This is a genomic window from Polaromonas sp. P1_E1_2, from assembly GCF_056406035.1.
Genome location: NZ_JBFUAZ010000354.1, coordinates 1 through 4,383 on the forward strand (window position 1 = coordinate 1; position 4,383 = coordinate 4,383).

A 4,383-nucleotide genomic window follows, 5' to 3' on the forward strand; every position below is an offset into this window, starting at 1 on the left:
ACCGTGAGCCGTGCGACGCTCTCACGCGCTGGGTAAGCATTTAGCGTGCAGTTTCCCCATCTGGTTGCAATTTATCGCAGGCGATAAAAATGGTTTCAAATTAATGCAACCATTTTATTGCGCTTTTGAATTGGCTTGCGCATAATAAATGCAACCAGGAGATTGCATATATGACTTCATCAACCACATCGTCTTCATCTACAGACCGCATCGAACGCAGCACCTTGATCAACGCCCCCGTGTCACGGGTCTGGCGCGCGCTGGTGAACGCCGAAGAATTTGGCGGCTGGTTCGGCGTGGCGCTCAAGGGCAAAAACTTTATCGCCGGCCAGCAGGTGCAAGGCAACATCACCATTCCGGGCTACGAGCACGTGGTGTTTGACGTGCTCATTGAGCGCATTGAGCCCGAAAAGCTGTTCTCTTACCGCTGGCACCCCTACGCGGTAGACCCGGCCATCGACTATTCAAAAGAGCCCACCACGCTGGTCGAGTTCACGCTCAAAGACACCGGCAAGGGCACCCTGCTCAGCGTGGTGGAATCAGGCTTTGACAAGATTCCCGTAGCCCGGCGCGCAGAGGCCATCCGCATGAACACCGGCGGCTGGGAAGGCCAGATGGACAATATCCAGAAATATGTCACCTCGCACTAAAACCTCTGAAGTCTTGACCCCCCAGCCCGGCCCCGCAGGCGTCTTCGCCGCCCTGGGCGACGAAACCCGCCTGCGACTGGTGGCCGTGCTCTGCGTGGGCGGCGCCGTGTCAATTGCCCAGCTCACTACCACCACCGACATTACCCGCCAGGCCGTTACCAAGCACCTGCATGTGCTGGCCGACGCGGGGCTGGTGCATCACGTCAAAGTGGGGCGAGAGCGCCTGTGGCAGTTTGACCCACAGCAGCTCGACGAAGCCCGCCGCTCACTCGATTTGATCGCCCAGCAGTGGGACCAAGCCCTGGGCCGGCTGAAGGCCTCGCTCGAGGCAGAGGCATAGCCGCTTTGCAGAAGGAATGACGATGCCCCAGCACAAGATTTTCACAATGGCTTTTGCCAAGGTCTACCCGATGCTGGTTCAAAAAGCTGAGCGCAAAGGCCGCACCAAGGAAGAAGTCGACCAGATCATCTGCTGGCTAACCGGCTACGACCAAAAGGGGCTGGACAAACAAATCAAGCTGCAGAATGATTTCGAAACTTTCTTCGCCCAGGCCCCAGCCATGCATCCGAACGTGTCGCTGATCAAAGGCGTCGTATGCGGTGTTCGCGTAGAAGAGGTCGAAGACCCGCTGATGCAAAAAATACGCTGGCTGGACAAGCTGATTGACGAGCTTGCCAAAGGAAAGGCGATGGAGAAGATCCTGCGGTAGTAACTTCTGCGGCGTGTTGTCCCATTCCACCTTCTATTCCACTTGCTCTTGCGCCTCACGCCAGCTGCCCTGCGCCAGGCCCTGCAGCGCATAAGGGCCGATGGAAGCGCGAATCAGGCGCAAAGTCGGAAAGCCCACTGCGGCCGTCATGCGCCGCACCTGGCGGTTGCGCCCCTCGCGAATGCCCAGTTCCAGCCACGCCGTCGGAATCGCCTTGCGCACGCGCACAGGCGGCTCGCGCTCCCACAGGCCCGGTGGTGTGTCGATCAGCCGAGCGTTGGCGGGGCGCGTCATGCCGTCGTTGAGCTGCACGCCCTGGCGCAGTGCGGCCAGCGTGGCCTCGTCGGGAACGCCTTCGACCTGCACCCAGTAAATCTTTTCCATCTTGAAGCGCGGGTCACTGATGCGCGCCTGCAGCGCGCCATCGCTCGTCAGCAGCAGCAGGCCCTCGCTGTCCGCATCCAGCCGGCCGGCCACATACACCTCCGGCACGGCAATAAAGTCCTTCAGCCCGCGCCAGCGGCCTTCCGGCGTGAACTGGCTCAGCACGCCATAGGGCTTGTTGAAGCAAATCAGGCGTGGCGGCATGCCGATAGCGGTGGGCGGAATGAAGCTGGGGCTGGGCATGGGTGTCATTGGACCATGCCCCGGTAGCGGCACTGCGATAGCATCGCCGCATGAGTACCCAATACGAGAGCATCAAAACCGCCACGCTTTATACCGATGCCTTCGGGGTAGCCGCCCCCGCTTCGCCCGTGGAACGCAATGTGTGGCCGCGCAAGCCGGGTGTTTTTATCCGCGCGATAAAAGTCGATGAAGCCGAAGAAGCCGAAGAGGTTCAAGAGGCCAAAGACGCTGAACAGCCCGCGCGCGCGCTGCTTTCGCACGAGCTGGTGGCCGGGCAGTTTGGCCTGGTGCCGCGCTGGGTCAAGTCGGCGTCAGACGCCAAGCTGCGTTCGACCAAGCTGATCAATGCCCGCTCGGAAACCGTCACCACGTCCAGCAACTTCCGCGATGCCTGGCTGGCCGGGCAGCGCTGTATCGTGCCGATGATGGCCTTCATGGAAGACGATTGGCGCAGCGGCAAGGCCGTGCCCACGCGCATTGCCCGGGTAGATGGCCAACCCCTGGGTGTGGCGGGCCTGTGGGAGAGCTGGACAGGCGCGGATGGCGAAGTCATCGTCAGCTATACCCTGCTCACAGTGAATGCCAACAGCCACGCCCTGATGAGCCGATACCAGCAGCCCGGCAACGAAAAACGGATGCTGGCGATTCTGAACGAGGGCGCCTACGATGCCTGGCTCAGCGCCCGCACGGAAAAGGCCAGGGAGTTCATGCGGGCCTATCCGGCCAATTGGTTGACCGCCAACCCGGTTGAGAAAAGCCGCTGATCGCCACGCTAACCGGGTTAGAACGAAAATCTATTAGAAATGATGCTGTAGCCCTTGATGGGAAAGCGCGAGCAGCTATAAAAATAATAGCGAATTCAGTTTTCCGCCGACGAGTGCGTAGTTAATGTTTTGCTGACTGCTGTGATTTGGCCCAAACCAGCAGCAGGTTGTTGGCCGGCATAGCGTGCCGGGCTTGCAACAGTAGGCCGGCGCGCGCGGCTTCCTGCTCTACATCTTCCCTGTGTCTGATGCCCCAAGTGGGGTCTTGCGCGCGCAGGCTCTGGTCAAAGCTGAGGTTGCCTTCAGAGCTGGGTACACCGTCTTCCAGATAAGGCCCGTAGGTCACCAGCACACCACCCGGCGCCAGATGGCGTGCAGCGCCCTGCATCAACGCAGCGCAAGTCGCCCAGGGTGAGATGTGCAGCATGTTGGCGCAGTAGATCAGGTCGAATTGTTCGGCGCTCGGCAACCACTCGGATGCCATCACGTCGAGCACAAGGGGAGGGCGCACATTGCGCAAGCCCTGTTCGGTGATTCGCGCAGAGATGGAGTCCATCGAGGCAGGCATCGCATCGGTAGGCTGCCATGTCCATTGCGTTAGGGCTGCGGCGAACCAGGCTACGTGTTGGCCAGTGCCTGAAGCGATTTCTAGTGCGTTGCCGTGTGTGGGCAAGATTTCGCGCAGGACATCGAGGATGGGCTGCTTGTTGCGATCTGCGGCTGGGCTAAATTTGAGCAGAGGCATAGCATTGGAGTTCTGAAGTGCAACTCTATTAGGAGGTCGAGAATAGTCGGACGTCGTGGCCTAGGGCTCTGAGAGCCTTATTTGTGCGATTGTTTCTTGGTGGGAATTGATCGGGACGTGCCCAACCTAGTGCTTCGCCTAGTGTGCTGGGGCCAAAATGATCGAATCTCCAAAGTGGATCGGTAGTTACTGTCCATAGCCTCTCCGCAACGTCTTCTTGAGATGTACCCAAAACCAAGRATTGCAGAAGTTGCAAGATGGTGTGTTGTGAATCGTCTCGTGGCTGACTCCACAACCAAGCGGCCACCCGGTTAACTCGCTGGTCTATAACCTCCGTGTGCCCTTTAGGCAATCCGAGCTTAGCGTTCTTGATCTGGCGAGCGTGTGCTTTAAATGCGTGAACATTTTGAAAGGTAACCTGGAAATCATTGAGAGTCCATTGGTCGAGTTCTTTGAACTGTTGCTCCATAGATGGCGCAACAGTGCTGATAAATATATCTTCCCCGTAGGGTGCCTCCTTCAATGAGGCCCACCATCTGGCTGCGTTGAGCAAAGCCTCGGTGGGGTTCTCTCGATTTTTTATATACGACTGATTTACCAGTTCCACGCTTCTCCGACTTTCTTCTTCATCGCGCTCGTCTCTTACTTTCACATAATAGTAAGCGTGAAGAAATTGGTCGAAATGCACGGTGGGATTCGCGGATGAGGAAACCCACTTCGGCCGAAGTGTTGAATTGCACCGAAGTCTKACCCGAGTTTTCCATCGAATTTTGACCCACACTCTTTGTGAGCAGAAGGTGCTCACGATGTGGATAAGTTCTTGGTTTTCTCCTTTTTGGGCTGAGTCTGTGTGGATCTGCCTCAAAGTGCGCCGCTGTTTCCGCGAT

Annotated in this window: 6 protein-coding genes; 4 read left to right on the plus strand and 2 right to left on the minus strand. The window is 58.0% G+C overall.

The window, feature by feature from the left end; all coding sequences use genetic code 11:
• Positions 1-170: 170 nt before the first annotated feature.
• The 3 genes from AC1D1P_RS15465 to AC1D1P_RS15475 are packed head-to-tail and all read left to right on the plus strand — an operon-like array spanning position 171 to position 1,360.
• On the plus strand, positions 171-650 hold the full coding sequence (locus AC1D1P_RS15465) for an SRPBCC family protein (protein ID WP_477673589.1): 480 nt from the start codon (positions 171-173) through the stop codon (positions 648-650).
• Between the two features lie 13 nt (positions 651-663).
• On the plus strand, positions 664-990 hold the full coding sequence (locus AC1D1P_RS15470; RefSeq protein WP_477673590.1) for an ArsR/SmtB family transcription factor: 327 nt from the start codon (positions 664-666) through the stop codon (positions 988-990).
• A gap of 22 nt (positions 991-1,012) precedes the next feature.
• Positions 1,013-1,360: a DUF2200 domain-containing protein gene (locus tag AC1D1P_RS15475; RefSeq protein ID WP_477673591.1), complete on the plus strand. Its 348-nt coding sequence runs from the start codon at positions 1,013-1,015 to the stop codon at positions 1,358-1,360.
• Between the two features lie 33 nt (positions 1,361-1,393).
• Here the strand turns inward: AC1D1P_RS15475 and AC1D1P_RS15480 are convergent, their stop codons facing one another.
• A complete protein-coding gene (locus AC1D1P_RS15480) occupies positions 1,394-1,987 on the minus strand; it encodes a pseudouridine synthase (protein WP_477673592.1) in 594 nt (197 codons plus the stop codon).
• A 50-nt stretch (positions 1,988-2,037) separates the two neighbouring features.
• Here AC1D1P_RS15480 and AC1D1P_RS15485 point away from each other — a divergent pair, with 50 nt between their 5' ends.
• Complete coding sequence (locus tag AC1D1P_RS15485) at positions 2,038-2,751, plus strand: SOS response-associated peptidase (protein WP_477673593.1); 714 nt, start codon at positions 2,038-2,040, stop codon at positions 2,749-2,751.
• A gap of 121 nt (positions 2,752-2,872) precedes the next feature.
• Here AC1D1P_RS15485 and AC1D1P_RS15490 read toward each other — a convergent pair whose 3' ends face one another.
• The gene (locus AC1D1P_RS15490) at positions 2,873-3,496 is read right to left on the minus strand and encodes a DUF938 domain-containing protein (RefSeq protein WP_477673594.1); all 624 of its coding nucleotides are present in this window, start codon (positions 3,494-3,496) and stop codon (positions 2,873-2,875) included.
• Positions 3,497-4,383 lie beyond the last annotated feature (887 nt).